Genomic DNA, 21967 nt, shown 5'->3' with positions numbered 1-21967 from the left:
TTTCATAGAAAAATGTTTTAGAACCTCGTTTCTAATGATTTTTAAGGAAAATGTTTCGACAAAATTCGATTTTTTCAAAATTGTGCATAACTTTATACACAAAATTCACACTGGTATATATAGGTTTTTTAACATTACTAACAACTTACTAACATATTACCCACTTTTCGTTGTGGATAACAGAACAGTTGTTCTCAAGTGAAAAGTTTGTTAAATTAGTCTTGTGAAAGATAAAAGCTTAATCGCTTTGACGGATTAATAAATGATGGTGTTAATCTCTAATTGTTGTTAAGCAAATTACATAATAAATATAAAACGGAGGTGCGAGGGGTTATGAGTAAAATGTCTGATGATCTTCTAATCGAGTCTTATTTAACAGCAAAAAAACTAAAACTAAATCCAGATTTTCTGGAACTGTTAGAATCCGAAATAGCTCGCCGTTGTTTGTCCATACAAAATGCTAGTTAATAACAGGAAAGTATTCATCGTTAAAAGCTGTGGAATCCCAAATAGCTTTAATGATGAACAAAAAAAAGTCGGTGGATTTCTCCACCGACCTAATTGTTATTATTTGCTGAATTGATTTCCACTCATTTGTGATTGGGCTTGAGCTACTAAACGCTTAGTTATTTCTCCGCCAACGGAACCGTTAGCACGCGCTGAAGCTTCTCCTCCAAGTTGAACACCGAATTCTTGTGCGATCTCATATTTCATTTGATCAAGGGCTTGTTTTACGCCGGGTACTAGAAGTTGATTTGAATTACTGTTTGGCATGTTGTTCACCTCCTTGTAAGCTTATATTGTGTTTTTTTTCATCATTTATACTAGAGAATTCAACAAGATATTTTGGTAATATCTTTCAAGTGTTGTTGGCTACTTTTCAAGGATTTGATTGATCACTTCGTTTGCTTTACTATTGTTTAAATTTTTATAAACGCAACTTGCTGGGGAATCCCTTAGTGTATCTGTAAATGCATTCGCCATTTCTGCTTCTCCCGCTACATGATATTCTCGCCAACCTCTTTTTTTCCTTAACTGTTCAACGGTTGTCCTCATCCCTTTATAAAATGTACTTGCATTAACTCTGTAATGTGTATCTAAAACAGCAGTTTTGCTATCAGCAACGGCTCGTCTTCCTCTACTATCTATTTTGACCTTTTCATTCCATGTTTCGGAAACTGGGTCATATTTGAACGTTACATCATCACGAACAAATCCTAATGCCGTGTCTAAAATACGAACTTCCCCAAAGCTTGGCATGATTATACCCGCTTCTGGATAAGCTTTGTACATATACTCCAATTGCTCTGTAACAGGATGGTCTTCCCAATAGAAATTTGTTTTTACAGGTACCTGGACATAATGAACAGACCATAAATCCTCATTTGCACTGGCAAAAATGACGGCGCCTTTACGTAACTCTAGTGAGTTTTTTTCCATTTCATTTTTTACTTTTTCCTTTACTTTATTAAATGCTTTTAGTTCTTTTTCATCACCTGAAGCTTCTATATACTCTCCGATACGCTTTAAGCCACTTTTCAGATGAATTGCCCAAGCACCATTTAGTTGTTCAGGATCAGCAGGATTGGTATTCAAATAAATACTTAAAACACTTCGATCCATACTGGTGTATGCTTTCAACGCTTGAATTTCTTTGTTTATCGTCATTCTACCTTCCTCCTTCGTCTTACTCTTCGTAGTATCACCTTTCAAGAAAGGATTACACGGGAAAAATAATGATTAAATTTTGTTAAATAAATTTACTTCTGTACAAAAAAAACGCACCGACTATGTTTAGTCAGTACGTTTTTCATTAATGCGTATGAATACTATTTTCTTCCATCCAATAGGCTTCACGTATATTGATATGTCTTCGCATTTTCCTAGTTATTTCTAAAGTTATTTCATTACTTTGATATAAGCGTTGAATTTCATCTCGTTCTGCCTGAAAAGCTTTATCACGGAGCTCTCTTTGTACACTTATATAATGACCAGAATCAGTCAGTTTATTGGCTAGCTTAAATTTAACTATCATTTCATTGTACTCTCCAATAAGTTGTACATGAACTACCTCGTTTTCTGGGGTCATGGTTTCTCTCAAGTACTTAATAGCAGCTTTTGCCATTTTCACTTTAAAACTTACTACTTCATGTCCTTTTTCTAAACGAATTTTGATGGAATCACGTTTTTTATTAGTGAATATCTTTAAAATGTTATAATATCCTCTTTTAATCACGGTCCAAACAAGTAACACACGATACAATAAGCGATTAGTTACAGCCACCCGCATACGATGAATATGCTCTTCTATTAAGTTTAGTGATTCACGACCAATTTTATTATTTGTTTTTAACTTTTCTATAAAATCACTTTCGACTTCTAACACTTTCATTCGAGTGTATGTTTCTAGTTCTTTTATACGGTCTGCTTCATCTTCACTTACAAACAAAAGCTGATTTCTTATTTCATTGTATTGAGCAATAATCGAGACTGCTGCTCCATGATTTTCTTCAGTTGTCAGGTCACGCAATGTTTCAATCGCACTCTCAGCTGTTTGAAGTATAGCCAATCTTTCCATCTCTTCTTTTGCTTCCTCCGTACCAGCTTTTTCTGATTTTACTAGTAAAGGAAGGACAATACTTGCCAGTACAAGTGTTACTAAAATGACTCCTGCTGCTATGAAAATGATCAATGCACGCTGTGGAAAATCATCACCGTTGGCTAGGAAATATGGAATTGTAAAGGCTCCAGCCAAAGTAACTGCACCTCGTACTCCTGCAATAGTTATAATAGCAACGTAACGAAGAGAAGGTATAGTTAAATTTTGCTCCTTCATAAACCAACCAATCCACCAAGCTATATAAATCCAAAGCCAACGAAGTATTAGAAGAGCCGCAGTTATAATGAAGATATACATAATTACCTGATAATTATTAAATAACGGGCTATCAAATATTTCTTGAGAAACACTTGGAATTTGTAATCCAAGTAGCACGAATACAAGTCCATTTAATATAAATATAAGAATCGTCCAAGTACTTTTCGAGACCAATTGTAATTGTATAGCTGGTGACTGTTCACGATCTTTGAATATGGCATGTACAATACCAGCTGCTACAACTGAAAGAATTCCTGAAAGATTAACATGCTCTATTATATAAAAAATAACGAAAGGCGTTAACAGTTGAATAAGCATATGCAGCGTTACATCTTCCATACCCAAACGTCGTATAAACACTTTCAATCGAATGATTATATAGGCTAGTAGTGCACCTCCGAGAAATCCACCTAATGCTATTACCACAAAACTCACACTTGCTTCTGCTAGCGAGAAAACGCCTGTTACAGTAGCTGCGACCGCAAATTTAAATGCTACTAGTCCAGATGCGTCATTCATAAGGCCCTCGCCTTCAAGGATATGCGTAATTGTTTTTGGAATTTTCACACGACTAGATATGGCACCTACTGCCACAACATCTGTTGGCGATAAAATAGCCGCTAATGCAAATGCCGCAGATAATGGAATCGATGGTATAAGCCAGTGTATTAAATACCCTATGACTAACACAGTTAAGAATACAAGTCCAAGCGCCAACATGAAAATTGGTTTGCGTAACTTCCATAACTCATGTCTCGATACATTTTTTCCATCATAGAACAGTAACGGAGCAATAAATAGAACAAAAAATAGCTCCGGTTCTAACTCAATATGTATACCTAAAGGAACCGCAGCAAGCGAAACTCCAAGTGCAATTTGAATTAGTGGTACCGGTATAAATGGAAAAAAGTGATTAATAAAATTAGATAGTCCAATAATGCCTAACAACAATAAGATAATTAAAAAAAATTCCACCAAATGTCCCCTTTTTCTTTATATATATCAATTCTATAGGGATTATTCCGTAAATACAAATTCAATAATCGGCTTTAGCCTTATCTTGTTTCGTCAAATAATCAATTATTCCCATGGAACTTACTTCCAGATCTAATTGAATTAATCTAAATACTTCATGATTTTCAGAAATTCCTTCATTGCCCAGATGCTTTTTTACTAACTTTTCTAATCTACTCGCTAGTTCTTCATATCCTTTCTCTTCCTCATAGACAGTTTCTGCTTCTGCCATAAATATATTTAACCACATCGATACTTGAGAAAGTGCTTCTTCAGGAGAATTAGTCATTCCATAATGCCCATAATAAATAGATTGCAGATTCATTTGTGCAAAAAGCTCTATTGCTCTTTGCATAGCGACTGGATTAAATTGGTTTGGTGAAGTCGATGGCAAGAAGAAGTCAACTCCATCAGATACCAATTGCTCATAGCGAACGCCAACTGTGTCCCCCGTAAACATTCCATTGCTAACAGGATCATAGATAGAGAAATGATGATTTGCATGTCCAGGAGTATCAAAAAATTTCAATATACACGTATCTCCTATTTTCAATATATCCCCATCATTTTTTATAACCATACGCTCTTGGGGAATTGGAATAATTGGATTGAATAATTCCTCAAATTTAGTCCCATATACAGCCTTTGCTCCAGCTATTAGCCTCGCTGGTTCAGCCAGATGTCTTACTCCTTTTGGGTGAACCACTAGTTGAGCATTTGGACATTCCTCCATTAAAAGGCCCGCTCCTCCAGCATGATCCAGATGGATATGTGTAACGATTATGTATTTCACCTGGTCTAATGAAAATCCTAATAACTCTAAGCCGCTTTTCACATACTTTACTGATGGGCTTGGTCCAGTTTCTACAATAGTAAGTTCTAGTTCATCGATGACATATGTACCGGTACGTTCTGACTCTCCCATATCAAATCCATCGATTATATAGATTCTCTCATTTAACTTTTTCGGATAATTATTTGTCATTGTATTCTCCCCTTTAATTACATGAATATTTAGAATATAACTCCCTTCTATTATATTAACATTTATCTGTCAGATTAATGACTTTAATACTTCGACAATATATCATCAACATGGTCTTAAGAAAAAAACCTACTGCCTGGAAAGACGGTAGGTTAGCATTTAAAAAATCCAGCTTATTAGTGTAACGTATGAAGTTTTTCTACATTTTGATGTAGCTGTTCCTGAAGCGTACTGATTGGCTCTAAATTCCCTCTACTTTCTAATGCCATTGCAATCGACTTATTGGCACGTTCAATCATGTCCTCCGCATTTTGGATAGACCGATCTGTAGGATTAGTCAAAGCTTGACCAACAGCAAGCGTCACATTATCCACAGAATTGTGTAAACGCGCAATAACATTATCTTCTTTCCAACTCATTTGCGTGTGATCCATTTAAAGTCCTCCTTCATTTGCCTTAAGGATTACTATGGCAACTTCAACCTGTATTTATTCACTCGTGGATTAACTTGGTAGTTCATAGTCTTGTTAGGTTCGGGAACACTATCTTTTGATAGCATCAATTTAAAGGAGGAAAAGATATGCCTAAAACCAAACGTGGTCCTAATGATCGGGCGAATAGTGAAGAAAGGCTTAAGAAAACAATCAGACATATGGAAGCAGCCGAAATAGCAATGGAATATGCACCGAAGGAAGATGTCGCTGCCATTAAAAAGAAAAATGAACAACGTGCTGAAAGCATAGAAGAATTGGAAAAAGAAATAAAATCAGCAGAAAAAACAGGCTTAAAAGGTTACCTATGACACAGTGTAACCAACTAGATATGGAATATATATAGTTGGCAGTAAGGTTTACATGTATCCATCGTTTTCGATGGCTTTGGACAGAACAGAGTGAAAGGGAGACGGTGAATGTCATAGCCCTCTCCCCTTTTTCTTTGAAGCCTGTCCCTTAAAGTATCTCATTTAGGACTGATTCACGCTCTTCCCCCTACTGACGTTACGGTACTCACTTCAAAATAGGAAAGTGCGGCCGAATGGCAATAGTATTACTCATTCTTTTCAGTAACATTAACCCAATATACGGTCCATTCTAATATGCTTTCTTTAAGAAGAACCGAAAATAAACACGCTTTTTCTATCGTTTACATAAATTGTAGAGATAGTAAAAGGAGGACTGCTTAGTTCATGATTAACCTAGAACCAATTAATATCGAGGGACACACGTTTCTATCGATTTCTGTGGAACTGCCGAAAACCAACTTACTCGTTGTCACGAATGACAAAGGATATATAATGTGTGGCGCCTTAGACGTTGCACTGCTAAATGAAAAGTTAAAGGATAGAAAGGTTATTGCTGGAAGAGCTGTTGGAGTAAAAACAATTACCCAGCTTCTAGATGCACCACTCGAATCCATTACCTATGAAGCAGAAGAACTCGGTATTACTCCGGGCATGATTGGAAGAGAAGCCCTTTTAAAAATGATAGAGTAAAAGTAAAGGCGACAGAACACATATAGTTGTTCTGTCGCCTTTTAGTATGCTCACTTTTCCTCTATTTCCTTATATCTCCGCACACTTCACAATTACGTTACCAATTTACTTTAATTTGTTCACATCTTAATGAACGTTTTGTGAAGTTGGATTTTATCATTTTGTTTTTAGCAGTACTGGTAATAAGATAGAGGCATACAGAGACCACATCTGTTTTCTATTCGTTTATATAAATATTTTTGGAAGGGGTAGAAGAATGAAATTAAAAATGAAATGGCTTCTTTTAACCATGGTTATCACTATTACCACCGTGCTAACAGGTTGTGAACCATTATTAGTCTTAGATCCAAAAGGTCCTCAAGCAAAAACACAGGCTGACGATATTATGCTATCAATTTGGCTTATGTTAGGCATCGTCATTGTCGTCTTAGCTATTCTAGTTTTTGTCTTACTGAAATACCGCGCTTCTAAACAACCAAAAGATTACGAGCCACCACATATCGAAGGAAGCCCAATAGTCGAAGCAATTTGTATTGGTATTCCTATTATTATAGTTATCTTCCTTTCTATTGTTTCTGTGAAAAGTAACTATGAAGTCGAAGCAACTCCAGCGGGATACGAAGATCAAGAGCCTTTAGTTATTTATGCTTCTTCATCTAACTGGAAATGGCATTTTAGTTATCCAGAAGAAAATATTGAAACAGTTAACTATCTATATATTCCTGAAGATCGTGCTATTGAATTTAAACTATATTCATATGGCCCAATCACAAGCTTTTGGATTCCACAGCTAGGCGGTCAAAAATACGCTATGTCTGACATGGTTACAACTTTACACTTAGCTGCAGATCAACCAGGTGAATTTATGGGTAGAAATGCAAACTTTAGTGGAGCTGGATTTGCAGAAAATACATTTGAAGTTACTGCAATGTCCCCTAAAGAGTATATGGAATGGGTAGAAGAAGTACACGCAACAGCTTCACCTCTTACAGAAGAAAAATTTGAAGAGTTATTAGAACCCGGGCATCTTGGACGTTCTACTTATACGGGAACACATTTAGAATTTGCTCCGCCTCCAGAACATAATCACGGTTCTACTGATACGGATGCAAAAGAAGATGTAGATTCCGAACACCCTGAGGAACACGAAACACAAGATCATTCAGATCATTCAAATCATTAATGCTCGATGAATACACACTATTTTTTTGAAAGGAGTTACAAAAAGTATGGATTTCTTTGATCGTTTTGCAGTACCACATCCAAGCTTTTTAATATACGCTTCCATGGTTGGTATCGGACTAACTATGCTTGCGATTGTTGTAGGAATAACCTACTTCAAGAAATGGGGATACCTATGGCGCGAATGGATAACTACTGTTGACCATAAACGAATCGGTATCATGTATTTATTAACCGCATTACTTATGCTATTCCGCGGTGGCGTAGATGGAATTATGATGCGTTATCAACTTTCTATGCCTGAAAATACATTTTTAGATTCACAACATTATAATGAGGTCTTCACAACGCACGGTATCGTAATGATCCTATTTATGGCTATGCCGTTCATTATATTTTTCTTTAACTTTCTTGTTCCACTACAAATTGGAGCACGAGATGTTGCATTTCCACGCTTAAATGCGTTGAGTTTTTGGTTATTCTTTATGGGTATGGGATTATTCAATCTGTCATTTATAATAGGTGGTTCACCTGATGCAGGATGGACATCCTACTTCCCACTAGCAGGTAATGAGTTTAGTACGTCTGTTGGGACGAACTATTACATGATTGCTATTCAAATAGCTGGTATCGGTACACTAATGACTGGTATTAACTTTATAACAACGATATTAAAAATGAGAGCACCCGGCATGACTCTTATGAAGATGCCAATGTTCACATGGTCAGCTTTCATAGCAAACGTTATTATCGTTTTTGCTTTCCCTGTCTTAACAGTATTATTAGCAATGGGGACGATGGATAGATTGTTTGGCACAAATTTCTTCACTACCGATAATGGTGGTATGGATATGCTTTGGGCTAACCTATTCTGGGTTTGGGGTCATCCGGAGGTATACATTTTAATATTGCCTGCATTTGGTCTTTACAGTGAAATCATTCCAACATTTGCACGACGTAACCTGTACGGATATAAATCGATGGTTGCATCAATGGTCGTTATTTCAGTCCTTTCTTTCGTCGTTTGGGCGCACCATTTCTTTACAATGGGTCAAGGACCATTTGCAAACAGTATATTCTCTATTACAACGATGGCGATTGCTATTCCAACCGGTGTTAAAATATTTAACTGGTTATTCACCTTATGGAAAGGGAAAATCGAATTTACAACACCAATGCTCTATTCGGTGCTCTTTATTCCACTCTTCACATTAGGGGGAGTTACCGGTGTAATGCTTGCGATGTCAGCAGCTGACTATCAATATCACAATACGATGTTCTTAGTGGCCCACTTCCATAACGTAATTATTCCTGGAGTAGTTTACGCTATGCTGGCTGGTATGACATTCTATTGGCCAAAAATCTTTGGCTTTATGTTGAATGAGAGACTTGGTAAATGGACTGCTTGGTTACTTACAATCGGCTTTGTATTAGCCTTTATACCAATGTATATTACTGGCTTAGATGGTCAGGCACGTCGTATGTATACGTACTCTGAATCGACTGGTTTTAGTCTACTGAACATGGTTTCATTTGGCGGTGCTGCAATTATGGCAATTGCCTTTGTTCTACTTGTTTATAATATTTACTATAGTATTCGTTATTCACCTAGAGATATCGGTAATGATCCTTGGGATGCACGTTCACTTGAATGGTCGACGCATACCCCAATACCAGAGTATAACTTTGCAATTACACCACAGGTTGCTTCTACACAAGCATTCTGGGATTCTAAGAAAAACGGACATGAGTTATTTAAAGGCGAGATAGAAAAGATTCATATGCCAAATAATAGTGGTTTACCATTTATCATGAGTTGTATGTTCTTTGTATTTGGTTTCGCTATGGTATTTAGTATATGGCCAGTGGTAATTGTCTCCTTAATCGGTATATTAGCTTGTTTAGTTTACCGTTCATTCGAGCAAGATCACGGAAGATATATATCTGTAGAAGAAATTAAAGAAACGGAAACAAGATTGCGAGGTGCTAAAAAATGAAGGTAGATAACTCGCTTCCACTTGAATATAGTACGGAAGAAAATAACCTGAAAATACTAGGTTTTTGGATCTTCATCGGTGCTGAAATTATGCTATTCGCAACACTCTTCACTGCATATTTCACATTAGAAAATCGTATTGGTAATGGACCATCCGGCGCTGAAATTTTTGAAATTACACCAGTATTAATCGAAACTATTTTACTTTTGACTAGTAGTTTTACTATTGGTCTTGGTATTCACGCTATGCGGTTAAATAAGAAAAAAGCAACAATGGGATTCTTTATCATTACATTGATATTAGGAGCTGCTTTCCTAGGAGTAGAGATTTATGAGTTCTCCCATTATGTACATGTTGGGGCTGGGCTTCAAACTAGTGCATTCACTGCAGCTCTACTAACAACTCTGGGAACACATGGTTTACATGTAACTTTGGGATTATTCTGGGGATTATTTATCCTAATCCAGATTAAAAAACGTGGCTTAACTCCCGAAACAGCCAACAAATCATTTATTTTCTCTCTATACTGGCATTTCCTTGATATCATTTGGATCTTCATCTTCAGCTTCATCTACTTGAAAGGAATGATGTAATATGAAAGAATTATTCCCTGTTAAACAAGTAATGGGCTTTGCATTTTCAATCGTACTGACTGCAGTTGCACTTTTGGTTTACTTTACTGACATGTCCTACACTATGGGCATGACTGTGCTACTAATAACTGCTTTCGTTCAAGCAGGTTTACAGGTCGTTGTCTTCATGCATGCTGGAGAAACCAAGGATAAAGGATCAATTTACATTAATATTTACTATGCTTTGATCATCGCTTTATTCACTATCTTCGGTACGCTACTTGTATTGGTTTGGGATATGTAAGTATATGAAAAGTAAAAAGGAGGATCTAGACTCTAGAGTCTGGATCCCCCTTTTTTTGTAGCTTACTAATAAAACAAAAGAGAGCGTTATACTAAACGCTCTCTTTTTTATATTTACTCGAATTCAAAATCATTTCTTCAGAAGCCACTAATATCATTCCGATTAAAAAGATAAAAACTGCTCCCATGACAACGCCAATTCCAATGCCCATAACTGTACTAAACTCACTTATTAATGATCCATATATAAAAATAGCAATTCCGATTGTAAGTAAAGTAGCCCCGACCAATTTAGTAGCGTGCAACATTTTTACGTAAGATTCCATATTGTAACACCCCTTTATACTTATATTATCCAACACGTTCACAAAGTTGTCAATTATTTTTGTCATTTTTGTGAACGGAAAATAAGTATAAAGAATTCACTTTAAATCTTCTTATTAAAGGCTATGGACGGATAGGACCCAGGAATTGGCGTATGTACCTTGCTTGCGAGCGGATAGACCTCTCGCTCGGGCTCATAACGCTAAACTTCTGGCGTTCACCAGTGTGGCGAGAAGAACGCTCACCGGCATAACTAATTATTCACTTTTAATATAAATGGCTCACTCAGATTATTTAAATGTGTCTATTTATCGAAAATTGAAAAAGAGGCTCTTAAAAAAATATAGTAGTATACTAATATAGTAGTGAATTTCTTTTAGCTAACTACGTGTTAATTACATGACAAAAACACATCTTAGGAGGCACTATATTATGATATATGCAAATCCAAATACTGAAGGTTCTTTAGTAAACTTTAAAGAACAATATCAAAATTTCATTGGTGGAGAATGGGTTGCTCCAGTTAAAGGACAATACCTTGAAGTTATATCTCCAGTAACGGGCAAAGTATTTACATCAGTACCACGCTCTACTGCAGAAGATGTTGAGCTAGCACTAGATGCTGCACACGCTGCAAAAGATGCTTGGGGTAAAACTACTGTTTCTTACCGTTCACAAATTTTAAATAAAATTGCAGATCGTATTGAAGCAAACCTTGAAACAATTGCTGTTGCTGAAACTTGGGACAATGGTAAAGCTGTACGTGAAACATTAAATGCTGACGTTCCTTTAATAGTTGATCACTTCCGTTATTTCGCAGGAGTTATTCGTGCTCAAGAAGGCGGTATTAGTGAAATCGACGGCGATACTGTAGCATATCACTACAGCGAACCACTAGGAGTAGTTGGTCAAATTATTCCTTGGAACTTCCCATTACTTATGGCTGCATGGAAAATCGCACCGGCTTTAGCTGCAGGTAACTGTATCGTAATGAAGCCTGCTGAACAAACACCAGCTTCTATGTGTGTATTAATCGAGTTAATCCAAGATCTTTTACCAAAAGGTGTATTCAACATCGTTCAAGGAACAGGTTTAGAAGTTGGGAAACCACTTGCATCAAATCCACGTATTGCTAAAATTGCATTCACTGGCTCAACTGCTGTAGGACGCTCTATTATGCAATATGCAACAGAAAATATCATTCCTGTAACGTTAGAGCTTGGTGGTAAATCACCAAATATCTTCTTCCAAGACGTAATGGATGCAGATGATGAGTACTTAGACAAAGCAATTGAAGGCTTCGTATTATTCGCTCTTAACTCAGGTGAAATTTGTACAGCTCCTTCACGTGCATTAATACATGAATCCATCTACGAAAAATTCATGGAAAAAGTATTAGAACGCGTAAAAGCAATCAAAATTGGTAACCCACTAGACACTGAAACAATGATGGGTGCACAAGCTTCTAAACAACAAATGGATAAAATCCTTTCTTATATTGAAATTGGTCAACAAGAAGGCGCAGAATTACTAATCGGCGGTTACCAAAACAAATTAGACGGCGATCAAGCAGAAGGTTACTATGTAGCACCGACTGTATTCAAAGGTAATAACAAAATGCGTATCTTCCAAGAAGAAATATTTGGTCCAGTTCTAGCTGTGACAACATTCAAAGACTTTGACGATGCAATGGAAATTGCAAATGATACAGTATACGGCTTAGGTGCTGGTGTATGGTCACGTAGTGGCGAAACTGCTTATCGTGCAGGTCGCGCTGTACAAGCTGGTCGTGTTTGGACTAACACATACCACCAATACCCTGCACATGCTGCATTCGGTGGTTACAAACAATCCGGTATCGGCCGTGAAAACCACTTAATGATGCTATCTCATTACCAACAAACAAAATGTATTTTAGTTGGCTACAATAAAGGATCAATGGGCTTCTTCTAAAATGGAAAAAGTCATTGCGACAACTGCAGCTCAAGACTTAATTACGCAACTACAGAAACAACATGGCAAACTTATATTTGTTCATTCAGAAGGTTGCTGTGATGGGACTTCACCAATCTGTATGACAGAGGGTGACTTTTATCTTGGTAGCCGAGATGAAAAAATAGGTGAAGTTATGAACGTACCATATTTTATGCATACTTCAAACTCTTCTTACTGGCAACATCTCCAAATTGTCATTGACGTGCAAAATGGTATGGGAAATTCGTTTTCACTAGAAAGCTCAAATGATATGTCCTTCATTATTCGCTCTAAAGTAATGGAAAATAAATAAGAGAGTACTATCTCTAAGAAAAAACACACCGCCATGCGGTGTGTTTTTCTTATGAAAGGATATATTTCACCTTAATTGCATAAGTGGATTTTAAATGTTTCTAAAAGGTCCATGTCTTTACTACAAGTTCATCACTTAATGATGCTTTAGTTCGTAGCTCCTCCTACTTTTGTTACCGCCAAGTAACTTCATTATGCCCCACGTTCAATGACACAAAAAAATATCCACGTAATAACGATGAAGAAATATCATAATATCAAGAAAAAAGTATTAGGAAGTGGTTGCTTGAGTCTTTTTAACCCCGATAAACTTTATGTTGAGTTCAGAGATGGAGTTACCTCTACAGGTCCCATAAATCTTAGGAGGCACACACTGACATATTCTGATATAACTGCGGACCTTTTTTTAACAATTGGATTAAAATTTGCCCGCGATAAAATTACCTTTATGAGAGATGAAGTACTTGGTAAATGGACTAAACATGGAGGTTCCTATGTATATAATGTAGATGTGGATTTGGATATAGATGGACAATTTACTCAGACTGTTGCAGCAAAACGAAATGACATATACAGACGTGAATTACCATTCGCCATTCAAGCAATCAGATATGGAGATAGGAGGCTTTTCCATTCATATCCTATGTTAAATAATTCCTCCATAATAGTTCACTTCCAATCCATATTCCCTCCCTTAAACAAGGTAGAAAATTGGGGTACTTTTGCAAACCAATTTTAATGAATAATTGAAATAAAAAGAGGAAATGACCAAATTTTATTGGCACCTCCTCTCTTATTCATTTATATAAACTCCCTTATTTGTAATACTGTTTGCCATTGAATACATAAATGATATATTCCGATCCATGTAACAAACTTCCTTCATATAGTATTATCCAAAGTTTTAGACTATAAAAAATCCAATATTAATGATTGCACTTCAGCAATTTCTTGATGCTATACTACGATACGAATATAAGTTGATAGCTATCAAACATGTTACAATCAATGGATGAAGAACAGGTGGAGTGACGAATATGAGTAAACGAGAACAACAGAAACAACAACGCCGCCAAAACATTATTCAGATTGCAAAGGAATTATTTTTGGAACACGGTGTAAAAACAATACAAATGCAAGATGTGGCTACAGCCGCTAATATAGGGATTGCGACGTTATTTCGCTATTTTCCCAAAAAAGAGTATTTAATGATTGCGGCGACGAATGCGATTACAGATGAAATGGCCTCGGATATTGGAAAGATTATCGAGCAGACTGTGACGGCATATGAAAAGATCGATCAAATTTTCGATTATTATATGGAAATGACAAACGATCCACAATTGCGCTTAGCAAAATTTTTCGAGTCCTATGATTTATATGAGAAAATTGCGGAGGAATCGCCAGAGCAATATGCGGAGTACTTATCTGCAAGAGGCAGATTAGCCGGCATTTTATTCACATTAGGTGAACAGGGCCAGCGAGATGGCTCATTAAGATCGGACGTGGATTTGGATGTATTTATCTTGACAATGGTGCAAAATTTCAGCTTATTTTCGTTTAAATCTAGCTTAACGAAGCATGGTACCAGTCTTTCGTCATTGCTTTCTTCGGACAAGCAGCTTGCAATGATGAAGGATGTATTTTTACGCTATATTGAGGCATAACTAAAACAGACGGATTGATTGACATTGTCATAAAAAAACTGTTTACTAGAAAGTGTAAAACATGATAGTCAACTATCACATTATATCAATCTATCTTAGGAGGCATTTTATATGAGTCGTTTATCAGGTAAAGTAGCAGTTATTACAGGAGCAGCACAAGGCATGGGTGCAGCACATGCAAAATTATTCATTGAGCATGGTGCAAAGGTTGTTTTAACAGATTTAAATGAGGAAAAAGGAAAAGCACTTGCTACCGAATTAGGTGAAAATGCCCTTTTCATTAAACATAATGTAACATCAGAAGAAGATTGGACAACTGTTATTGCAAAAACGGAAGAAGCTTTCGGTCCAGTAAACGTATTAGTAAACAACGCTGGTATTACAATGGCGAAAAATATGCTTGATATTACAGTTGAGGAATATCGTCGTATCGTAGACATTAACCAAGTCTCAGTATTCTTGGGTATGAAAACTGCAGCAACTTCAATGATGAAAACTGGTGGAGGTTCAATCATCAACATTTCTTCAATGAATGGTTTAGTTGCCGGTGCTGTAGGTTACACTGATACAAAATTTGCAGTTCGTGGTATGACGAAAGCAGCTGCGATAAACTTAGCACCAATGGGAATCCGCGTAAACTCTGTACATCCAGGAGTTATCGCTACACCTATGGTTGTTCAAGAAGATACAAAAGCAGCTGTAGAAGAATTTGCTAAACACATTCCTTTAAAACGCGTGGCGCAACCAGAAGAAGTTTCAAACATGGTACTATTCTTAGCTTCTGATGAGTCTAGCTACTCAACAGGGTCAGAATTCATTATTGACGGCGGATTAACTGCACAATAATATTAGCATCTGAAAAATTCATATAAATTTTGTAAAGGTCGATTTTCTATTAACTTAGAAAATCGACCTTTATTATATTAACTTTCACTATTTGATAGACAAGTTCTCTCCAAAGATGGCAACATTCTGCCTCTCCACTATAAATTTTTGTCCATCCCATTTTAATACTGTTTGAACATATCCAATTGCATCAGCATGGTATCTTCCTGCAATTTCTTGAAAAGCCATCAGTTCATACGTCCCGTCCCTGGCAAAGTCGATCGGGTACAATCCACCAACAGGGTCAACCCACCCCTCAATTGGTTCCTTTAAAATTCCATTTCCATCATAGATTTCCGATAAATATTCTTCTCCTTTATATGCTAAATCTAATACGTATTGCTTGTTTGGATTAGAGCTAATTACTTTAACTTTGTAGTAATTTTCATAAAGCACTTGAAACTTGGAGGTTTCGTTAAAATCTTCTACGTCAAATACTTGTTGCATACTCCCATCCGTAAAAGAAAAGACAAATGCATAAATTGTCCCTCCACTTCCTCCAGTATCAATAACAACTAAAATGTCATCCACTTGATCACCAGTAAAGTCTCCAAGAAAGATGGTGGGGTTATACCCAACATTTTGATTTAAATAAATTCTTTCTAACGTATTTTCATGTTGATACAAAACGTTCAAAGTGATGTTCTGCCAAAAGGGGCTTCCTTCCGTTTTTTCTCCAGTTAAGTAAACAGTGTCCAAAAATCCATTCCCAGTTAAGTCCCCTCTAGAATACACAATAATTTCATCATTATTATTCCTACTATTTTGCATATGCTCTAACACTCGCTTCCTCATATTTAACAAAGACTCGAGTGAAGGGTACGGCTCACTGAAAGATAGAGCCTTATCAATAGAAATCATAAACTGCTCGAAATCCCTTGACTTCTTTTGAGCTTCCGCTAAATAATACCAATAGTAGGAGAAATCATTAGATTTTAGTAGTCTTTCATAATAACTTTCTACCCTTTTAAAATAATATGGATATACATCCTTAGCTAAAACTAGTTGGTTTTCTTCAAAACGATATACATCTACTTTGTAGGCTTCGCCTGTATCATGTATCCATATCGCAAGTTCATATTGACCATCAGGACCGTATAGACCAGGCATGTCTTCTACTTCTAACTTACTATAAGCTATATTCGAAGTGGGCAATTGAATAATGCCTCCATCCATCCATTGTAGTAAATCTAACTTGGACCATTCGCTACCTATTTGCCAGCCAACAATAAGTGTATTCACCCAATTAGTTGTAATCGGTGCCGCCATTAAACTTGAAATACCATATCCACTTCCTTTTATATGTATTAAAGGTAGCCACTGGTTATCCACATTTTTTAAAATCACTAAGTAATTTTGATCTTTATACTTATAGGCACCAATTAATTCATTGATTTGGTCATTATCGATATCAGCCAACAACACCGCGGGACTATTAGGCAGTCCGGACAACTCAAGGATAGATGCGGTGGGTGGTAGAAAATTTAACAACACATTAACAAAATCCTTCACTTTTACACCCCTTTAAGCCATCATATGCAAAAGAAAAGTAAAACCTTCCATCAGTGAAAAGACAAGTATCTTTTACTAAGCAAAAAGATGCCAAAGAGGAACTTTCCCCTTTGGCACCTTTGCTAAATTTATTCTTTTGAATCTTGAACCGGTTCATCTTTCTTTACTTCTGTCTCAGTTTCTTGGGACTGTCCCGCAGGTGCAGGAACATTGACAAATAGTTTACCTGTCGCTTTTTGTCTTGTTTCATTTGCGAATTCATCTACCACTTTCACTTCGACAACTGCTCCATTCGCAACAGTATCCGCAGGCACTGTCCAATATCCAACGTAATGTCCATTGCCTTGCTCCATCATAGGTAGCTCAGTTGCATTAGTCACTTGTCCTACATTAGTTAATGGCATATGGATCACAAACGAAGGTTTTAATCCTGGGCTGCTGTCAAATTCAATTTTAACGCTTCTACCTGTTGCCAAATAAAGATCATTTTCTGGCTTCAGATTTGTAATTTCTGGGGCATTATAGTCTGCTGTAACAGTGACTTTTTTCTTTTCACTATTCCCCGCTTTGTCACTAGCCTCTACTAGAATTTCATTGACACCTTCATCTAGAAGAATCCGTTTAGAGTATTTTCCATTCGAAACCGCCGCAGCTTGACCGTTAACATGAACGAAATCTAGGTTCTCATCCGCAATAGTACCTTGTACTGTTACAGTTTCACGATTCGTTTTTTCTCCGTCAATCGGGCTATCGATAGTTAATACAGGTTTTAGTGTATCAAGAACAACAGTGGCAGGCTCAGATTGACCAGTTACTCGACCATCTAGTACTGAAACTGCTACAAATTCATTTGATCCTTCCGTCAGTTCCGTTTCTATAGAGAATTTACCAGCCTCGTCAACAATTACTGAGCCTGCATCTTCTCCGTTTTGTGTTAACTCAATTGTAGTTGTTGGTGAAGCAGTTCCTTGTACAGTAAACTGCGTTTCATTTGTTACTAAACCAGTCTCTGGTGATGTAATAATTGGACCAACAACTTCATAACTAACACGGGCACGAATCATATAATTCCCTTCTTCTGCTGGAGAAGGGGACCATGCTCCAGATACTCCTTGATAACTTCTTCCTGCATTTACTCCATTTTCGTCTGTTGCAAGACCAGGTGTATTTGGATTTGCAAAAGTTTGAACGTACACCATGAAGAAGTCACCATTTACCGTAATATTATGTTCTGTAAGATCTACTACAGTCCACTCACCATTACGAAGTGCTGTTGCATCTATAGGACCTGCTAGTTTTTTCCCTGGTGTACCATCTACCCCAGTAGCATCCCAAACTTCTACTGCAAATGCCGTTCCACCTGGGTTTGGCCATGCTGTATCCCAGAATCGGAAAACACCATCTGTCACAATCCCGTTCTCTTTCCCTTCAGGCATTGACATCTTCACAGCCCAAGCATTTCCTGCTGCATTGAAAGCGCGGGCATTTTCTGCTGTTCCGTCATCATATCCAATTTCTCCACCAGGATATGTGTAGAAGGGTTCTAGAGCCACATTTTGTGTAGTTGCATCAGGACCAATTGTAATTGAAACTTCTTGGCTATGGTACCCACGAGCAATTATCTTTATTGTGTAGTCTCCTTCGTAAGCAGTTAGAGAGTAATTACCAGATGCATCTGTTACTACTGGAGTTACGTTTGCATCTTCTACAAGGATAATCGTTGCTCCTTCAATTCCCTCTCCCGTCGATTGATCAGTGATTACGCCACTTATCGTATTTTCTTCAATTTCCGATAAAGTAAAGTTAGCAGTTGAAGTGCCATCTGCTTCGATCGTTACAGATTTTTCTTCAGATTCAAATCCGTAAGACTCTGCTTTAGCTGTAAATGTCCCTGCGCCATGCATAAGCGAATACGTACCATCTGCCGGGTTCGAATAAACCGAGCGACCAGATTCTAAGACGCTTACTTGAGCACCTAATGGTAGAAGTGTCGGATTAACAATTGTCTCTACTACTGGTGGTGCTATTTTAGTAGGCACTATAGGTTTAATCGTTTTAGGGTCAATTGCTTCTTTCAAAGATTTTTTATCCGTTTCTTTATTATTATCTTTGTTTGCTTTATTTCCACTATTACCTGCTTTATTGCCGTTATTACCTTTATTTGCACCTTTTGATACTTTTCCTGTTTGAGAAGTATCCTGTAAAACAACATCATCTAAATACCAACCATTTTTTACAACACTTCCGTCTGAGAAAGCGTTAAAACCAATGTATACTCGCTGACCTGCATAGTCTGTCAAGTCAACCTCTGCGTCGATCCAACCATTAGATGTACCTTGGATCATTAAAAGTTGTGTCCATTCAACTTGATCTGTAGAGATAAACACATGACCATAATCCCAAGCTCTTCCTGCTGAAGATTGTTCAAACTCGTGCCATTGTTTGAATTGTAGGTATGAGTTTCCTTCTGGTAAATCTACTGGAGGCATAACGAGTGTAGCATTCATAGAACTCTCATATGCTCCGTCTAAGTTAGTAGCGTACACTTTTTCTCCCGATGAAGCTCCATCAGGACCTACTGTTGGAATACCCCATTCCCAGCTATTCTTCTCCCCAAAAGAAGTCCAACCAACAGGTGTAGCTTCAAAATCTTGGGAATAACCAACTGTTATACCAGGGTTAACTTGGATTCCATATTCTTCACTAACTACCTCATTGTTACCGAAATCATTTATCGTCCATTTGTACGTAAATGTTTCCCCTGTTATAACTTCTCCAGGTACTACTACAGTGTATTCACCATCCGTATAGTCTCCAGATGTGCGCCCCGCTTCAATTGATTGCCATGCGCCGCTTCCATCTTTATAGTTTAAGTTAACTGATGAAACACTGATATTATCAGTAACTGATATTGTTAGAGGTAAAGCCATTCCCTCATACGTCTCAGCCGGAGCAGTATGTTCAAATACTGGACCCTCTGTATCATCGCCTTCTTTTGAAACCTGTCCTTTTAATGTTCCAAGACCTGTAATAATAGATCCTACTGCTTCATATGCATCTACTAATCCATATCCGTATCCATGATTCGGAACTGCTGTATATACAGAATCTGTTAATGGGTTTGCTGTATTAAGCAGAATCTCTTCCATCTCATTCACAGTTATGTCAGCATCCACTTGTCTAAGCAAAGCTGCTACACCGGCTACTGCTGGTCCTGCCATCGATGTACCATTCCATCCACCTTCATAAACCCCACCTGGTACAGATGAACGAATATTCACACCAGGTGCAGAGACATCTGGTTTAATCTCTGCATACGGAGAAGGTCCACGTAACGAGAAATTTGCTACTGCATTATTAATATCAGTCGCTCCTGTTGCAAATGATTCTGGATAGTTTGCAGGTGCTGCTACAGAACCTGCTCCACCAGGATTTGTTAGAGTAGTATTACCCGCAGAAAATTCCGGGAAAATTTCTGCTGCACGCCAATTGATCACGACATCACGGTACCATTCATCAAGTCCTGCTCCGCCACCCCATGAGTTATTCACTACATCTGGAGCCATATCCACTCGTGTATTGCCTGCTGCATCTGTTGGAGCTAGAATCCACTCCGCTGCTTCAAGTAAATCAGTATCTGATCCACCACTTGCAGTAAATGCTTTAACAGCGATATATTTTGCTCCTGGAGCTACCCCAATTTGGTTCGCACCATTAGGTTCACTACCAACCATAGTTCCTGTAACATGAGTCCCATGCCCTTGGTCATCATATGGAGTAGCGCGACCTGCTGTTGCATCAAACCAGTTGAAGTCATGAGAAACTGCTCCACTTGCCTTGTTGAAGCCACGATATTTTTCTTTCAACGCAGGATGGTCCCATTGCACACCTGTATCAATACTAGCTACAACAGTTCCTGCTCCGTCTATGCCCATCTCCCAAACTTCTGGAGCTTTAACACGCTCTACATTCCACTCTATATTAGCCGTTTCTGCCTTTGGAACGACTGCGTTCTCTGTTTTTGTAGTAAATAACTGACGAGTTTCATTTGGTAATATTTTTTCTACCTCTGGGAATGTAGCCAATTTTTCAGCAATTTCCTGAGTTGCTGTAACAGACATTCCGTTTACTATATAGTATGACTCAACATCCTTTGCATTTCCCTTAGCAACTTCTTGCTCCAGAAATTCTGTAACAGTTTGCTGAGATTCTAAGGAAGTAGACTTCAATTCTGATACAACTGCCGATCGTTGAATAAGCTTAGTATTATGTGATGATAAATTTGCTTTTTCCGCTCTTTCCTTAGCTTCCCTAGCAACTTGTAAAGAATCTGATTTTTCCTTGAATTTTATTAGAAATGTAACTTTGTCATCGCTTTTGAAACTTTCAAGTAATCGACTGTTTAGCTTGTCCTTCGCAGAAATAGAATTGGAATTTGAATCCCTGAACGATTGATGAAGTTTGCTTGCCGTTTCAGCACTAACTACATTTGGTGCAACAAGCGAAAACGTCATTAGTACACTAGCAACAACACTAAGAACTTTAGTTTGACTCTTTTTCTTCCTCAACTTCATTCCTCCCTGAATTTTATTAAGATTTTTTTACCAACTGAACTAACAAAAGCCCACAAAAAAACACCCTCTCCTCCTTCCCAATAAATTTTGGTAAATAGAATCAATGGTGACAATCTAAATTTCTCTTGGTGTATATACAACAATAAAGTAATACAAACTTAAATAATGTCGAATTCTGACATAAATAATCTGAATATTGAAAAATGATAAAAATAAACTATTTTTAGTATTTTTTCACTAGGCTAATAGTAATTACTTTGCAAGTTTAATATTCTAAAAAACACTTTTATAATCCA

20 protein-coding genes are annotated in these 21967 nt (G+C 37.3%); 12 read left to right on the top strand and 8 right to left on the bottom strand.

Features of this window, described 5'->3' with window-relative positions; all coding sequences use genetic code 11:
• Positions 1–333: 333 nt before the first annotated feature.
• Entirely contained in the window at positions 334–468 is a 135-nt protein-coding gene (locus tag MHI47_RS02165) for a sporulation histidine kinase inhibitor Sda (RefSeq protein ID WP_093536110.1), read from the top strand.
• Positions 469–567: 99 nt separating this feature from the next.
• Here the strand turns inward: MHI47_RS02165 and MHI47_RS02160 are convergent, their stop codons facing one another.
• The 5 genes from MHI47_RS02160 to MHI47_RS02140 all read right to left on the bottom strand — a co-directional run bounded on the left by MHI47_RS02160 (position 568) and on the right by MHI47_RS02140 (position 5311).
• On the bottom strand, positions 568–774 hold the full coding sequence (locus MHI47_RS02160; protein ID WP_093536112.1) for an alpha/beta-type small acid-soluble spore protein: 207 nt from the start codon (positions 772–774) through the stop codon (positions 568–570).
• Between the two features lie 99 nt (positions 775–873).
• Positions 874–1668, bottom strand: coding sequence for a VLRF1 family aeRF1-type release factor (locus tag MHI47_RS02155; RefSeq protein WP_340829275.1), 795 nt, complete (start codon positions 1666–1668; stop codon positions 874–876).
• A 145-nt stretch (positions 1669–1813) separates the two neighbouring features.
• The gene (locus MHI47_RS02150) at positions 1814–3853 is read right to left on the bottom strand and encodes a Na+/H+ antiporter (protein WP_340761331.1); all 2040 of its coding nucleotides are present in this window, start codon (positions 3851–3853) and stop codon (positions 1814–1816) included.
• 61 nt (positions 3854–3914) lie between these two features.
• Positions 3915–4877 (bottom strand): MBL fold metallo-hydrolase, encoded by a 963-nt coding sequence (locus MHI47_RS02145; protein ID WP_340829274.1) that lies wholly within the window; start codon positions 4875–4877, stop codon positions 3915–3917.
• Positions 4878–5053: 176 nt separating this feature from the next.
• Positions 5054–5311, bottom strand: a complete 258-nt coding sequence (locus MHI47_RS02140; protein ID WP_093536120.1) for a hypothetical protein — start codon at positions 5309–5311, stop codon at positions 5054–5056.
• Positions 5312–5457: 146 nt separating this feature from the next.
• Here MHI47_RS02140 and MHI47_RS02135 point away from each other — a divergent pair, with 146 nt between their 5' ends.
• The 6 genes from MHI47_RS02135 to qoxD all read left to right on the top strand — a co-directional run bounded on the left by MHI47_RS02135 (position 5458) and on the right by qoxD (position 10424).
• The gene (locus MHI47_RS02135) at positions 5458–5679 is read left to right on the top strand and encodes a small, acid-soluble spore protein tlp (protein ID WP_340761329.1); all 222 of its coding nucleotides are present in this window, start codon (positions 5458–5460) and stop codon (positions 5677–5679) included.
• Between the two features lie 384 nt (positions 5680–6063).
• Positions 6064–6369 (top strand): YunC family protein, encoded by a 306-nt coding sequence (locus MHI47_RS02130; RefSeq protein ID WP_093536124.1) that lies wholly within the window; start codon positions 6064–6066, stop codon positions 6367–6369.
• A gap of 256 nt (positions 6370–6625) precedes the next feature.
• A complete protein-coding gene (gene qoxA, locus MHI47_RS02125) occupies positions 6626–7552 on the top strand; it encodes a cytochrome aa3 quinol oxidase subunit II (RefSeq protein ID WP_340829273.1) in 927 nt (308 codons plus the stop codon).
• A gap of 46 nt (positions 7553–7598) precedes the next feature.
• The gene (qoxB, locus tag MHI47_RS02120; RefSeq protein ID WP_093536128.1) at positions 7599–9548 is read left to right on the top strand and encodes a cytochrome aa3 quinol oxidase subunit I; all 1950 of its coding nucleotides are present in this window, start codon (positions 7599–7601) and stop codon (positions 9546–9548) included.
• The gene (qoxC, locus tag MHI47_RS02115; RefSeq protein WP_340761326.1) at positions 9545–10141 is read left to right on the top strand and encodes a cytochrome aa3 quinol oxidase subunit III; all 597 of its coding nucleotides are present in this window, start codon (positions 9545–9547) and stop codon (positions 10139–10141) included. The genes qoxB and qoxC overlap by 4 nt, the downstream gene beginning before the upstream one ends.
• A gap of 1 nt (position 10142) precedes the next feature.
• Positions 10143–10424 carry a cytochrome aa3 quinol oxidase subunit IV gene (gene qoxD / locus MHI47_RS02110; RefSeq protein ID WP_093536132.1) on the top strand — a complete coding sequence of 94 codons (282 nt, stop codon included), beginning with the start codon at positions 10143–10145 and terminating at the stop codon, positions 10422–10424.
• 91 nt (positions 10425–10515) lie between these two features.
• Here the strand turns inward: qoxD and MHI47_RS02105 are convergent, their stop codons facing one another.
• A complete protein-coding gene (locus MHI47_RS02105) occupies positions 10516–10749 on the bottom strand; it encodes a hypothetical protein (RefSeq protein ID WP_093536134.1) in 234 nt (77 codons plus the stop codon).
• Positions 10750–11179: 430 nt separating this feature from the next.
• Between MHI47_RS02105 and exaC the strand changes: the two genes are divergently transcribed.
• From exaC to MHI47_RS02080, 5 genes are all read left to right on the top strand, one after another.
• A complete protein-coding gene (exaC, locus tag MHI47_RS02100) occupies positions 11180–12700 on the top strand; it encodes an acetaldehyde dehydrogenase ExaC (RefSeq protein ID WP_093536136.1) in 1521 nt (506 codons plus the stop codon).
• Positions 12666–13034 (top strand): DUF779 domain-containing protein, encoded by a 369-nt coding sequence (locus MHI47_RS02095; RefSeq protein WP_340761325.1) that lies wholly within the window; start codon positions 12666–12668, stop codon positions 13032–13034. The genes exaC and MHI47_RS02095 overlap by 35 nt, the downstream gene beginning before the upstream one ends.
• Positions 13035–13319: 285 nt before the next feature.
• The gene (locus tag MHI47_RS02090; protein ID WP_340829271.1) at positions 13320–13772 is read left to right on the top strand and encodes a staygreen family protein; all 453 of its coding nucleotides are present in this window, start codon (positions 13320–13322) and stop codon (positions 13770–13772) included.
• Between the two features lie 298 nt (positions 13773–14070).
• On the top strand, positions 14071–14700 hold the full coding sequence (locus tag MHI47_RS02085) for a TetR/AcrR family transcriptional regulator (protein WP_340829268.1): 630 nt from the start codon (positions 14071–14073) through the stop codon (positions 14698–14700).
• 111 nt (positions 14701–14811) lie between these two features.
• Positions 14812–15546, top strand: a complete 735-nt coding sequence (locus tag MHI47_RS02080; protein ID WP_340829264.1) for a glucose 1-dehydrogenase — start codon at positions 14812–14814, stop codon at positions 15544–15546.
• A gap of 87 nt (positions 15547–15633) precedes the next feature.
• Here the strand turns inward: MHI47_RS02080 and MHI47_RS02075 are convergent, their stop codons facing one another.
• Together MHI47_RS02075 and MHI47_RS02070 are read right to left on the bottom strand one after the other, a co-directional pair.
• Positions 15634–17097 (bottom strand): hypothetical protein, encoded by a 1464-nt coding sequence (locus MHI47_RS02075; protein ID WP_340829261.1) that lies wholly within the window; start codon positions 17095–17097, stop codon positions 15634–15636.
• Positions 17098–17225: 128 nt separating this feature from the next.
• Positions 17226–21671, bottom strand: coding sequence for a S8 family serine peptidase (locus MHI47_RS02070; RefSeq protein WP_340829258.1), 4446 nt, complete (start codon positions 21669–21671; stop codon positions 17226–17228).
• Positions 21672–21967: the final 296 nt, after the last annotated feature.

Source organism: Psychrobacillus sp. FSL H8-0487 (assembly GCF_038008385.1).
In the GTDB taxonomy this organism is placed as follows: domain Bacteria; phylum Bacillota; class Bacilli; order Bacillales_A; family Planococcaceae; genus Psychrobacillus; species Psychrobacillus psychrotolerans.
The sequence above is the reverse complement of the archived record's forward strand: the minus strand, read 5'-3'. Positions and strand labels throughout refer to the sequence as shown.

Coding starts and splice junctions, on each gene's coding strand:
- MHI47_RS02165 (WP_093536110.1), top strand. CDS start 334: ATGAGTAAAATGTCTGATGATCTTCTAATCGAGTCTTATTTAACAGCA.
- MHI47_RS02160 (WP_093536112.1), bottom strand. CDS start 774: ATGCCAAACAGTAATTCAAATCAACTTCTAGTACCCGGCGTAAAACAA.
- MHI47_RS02155 (WP_340829275.1), bottom strand. CDS start 1,668: ATGACGATAAACAAAGAAATTCAAGCGTTGAAAGCATACACCAGTATG.
- MHI47_RS02145 (WP_340829274.1), bottom strand. CDS start 4,877: ATGACAAATAATTATCCGAAAAAGTTAAATGAGAGAATCTATATAATC.
- MHI47_RS02140 (WP_093536120.1), bottom strand. CDS start 5,311: ATGGATCACACGCAAATGAGTTGGAAAGAAGATAATGTTATTGCGCGT.
- MHI47_RS02135 (WP_340761329.1), top strand. CDS start 5,458: ATGCCTAAAACCAAACGTGGTCCTAATGATCGGGCGAATAGTGAAGAA.
- MHI47_RS02130 (WP_093536124.1), top strand. CDS start 6,064: ATGATTAACCTAGAACCAATTAATATCGAGGGACACACGTTTCTATCG.
- qoxA (WP_340829273.1), top strand. CDS start 6,626: ATGAAATTAAAAATGAAATGGCTTCTTTTAACCATGGTTATCACTATT.
- qoxB (WP_093536128.1), top strand. CDS start 7,599: ATGGATTTCTTTGATCGTTTTGCAGTACCACATCCAAGCTTTTTAATA.
- qoxC (WP_340761326.1), top strand. CDS start 9,545: ATGAAGGTAGATAACTCGCTTCCACTTGAATATAGTACGGAAGAAAAT.
- qoxD (WP_093536132.1), top strand. CDS start 10,143: ATGAAAGAATTATTCCCTGTTAAACAAGTAATGGGCTTTGCATTTTCA.
- MHI47_RS02105 (WP_093536134.1), bottom strand. CDS start 10,749: ATGGAATCTTACGTAAAAATGTTGCACGCTACTAAATTGGTCGGGGCT.
- exaC (WP_093536136.1), top strand. CDS start 11,180: ATGATATATGCAAATCCAAATACTGAAGGTTCTTTAGTAAACTTTAAA.
- MHI47_RS02085 (WP_340829268.1), top strand. CDS start 14,071: ATGAGTAAACGAGAACAACAGAAACAACAACGCCGCCAAAACATTATT.
- MHI47_RS02080 (WP_340829264.1), top strand. CDS start 14,812: ATGAGTCGTTTATCAGGTAAAGTAGCAGTTATTACAGGAGCAGCACAA.
- MHI47_RS02070 (WP_340829258.1), bottom strand. CDS start 21,671: ATGAAGTTGAGGAAGAAAAAGAGTCAAACTAAAGTTCTTAGTGTTGTT.